The 814-nt window shown below is 52.2% G+C and carries 1 rRNA gene; it reads left to right on the forward strand.

The window, feature by feature from the left end:
- A 23S ribosomal RNA gene (locus tag NX782_RS26265) occupies positions 1-814 on the forward strand; the annotation flags it as partial.

Consider the following 814-nt stretch of genomic DNA (forward strand, 5'->3'; position numbering starts at 1 on the left):
CGGTGGTACTAAGCGTACGACAAGTAGGGCGGGACACGTGAAATCCTGTCTGAAGATGGGGGGACCATCCTCCAAGGCTAAATACTCGTAATCGACCGATAGTGAACCAGTACCGTGAGGGAAAGGCGAAAAGAACCCCGGGAGGGGAGTGAAATAGATCCTGAAACCGTGTGCATACAAACAGTCGGAGCCTCTTCGTGGGGTGACGGCGTACCTTTTGTATAATGGGTCAGCGACTTACATTCAGTGGCGAGGTTAACCAGATCGGGGAGCCGTAGAGAAATCGAGTCCGAACAGGGCGACAGTCGCTGGGTGTAGACCCGAAACCAGGTGATCTACCCATGGCCAGGATGAAGGTGCGGTAACACGCCCTGGAGGTCCGAACCCACTAATGTTGAAAAATTAGGGGATGAGCTGTGGGTAGGGGTGAAAGGCTAAACAAACCTGGAAATAGCTGGTTCTCTCCGAAAACTATTTAGGTAGTGCCTCAAGTATCACCATCGGGGGTAGAGCACTGTTATGGCTAGGGGGTCATTGCGACTTACCAAACCATTGCAAACTCCGAATACCGATGAGTGCGAGCTTGGGAGACAGACGTCGGGTGCTAACGTCCGGCGTCAAGAGGGAAACAACCCAGACCGCCAGCTAAGGTCCCAAAGATTGGCTAAGTGGAAAACGAAGTGGGAAGGCTAAAACAGTCAGGATGTTGGCTTAGAAGCAGCCATCATTTAAAGAAAGCGTAATAGCTCACTGATCGAGTCGTCCTGCGCGGAAGATGTAACGGGGCTAAGCCAGTCACCGAAGCTGCGGATAT

Source organism: Massilia norwichensis (assembly GCF_024753245.1).
Taxonomy (GTDB): domain Bacteria; phylum Pseudomonadota; class Gammaproteobacteria; order Burkholderiales; family Burkholderiaceae_D; genus Telluria; species Telluria norwichensis.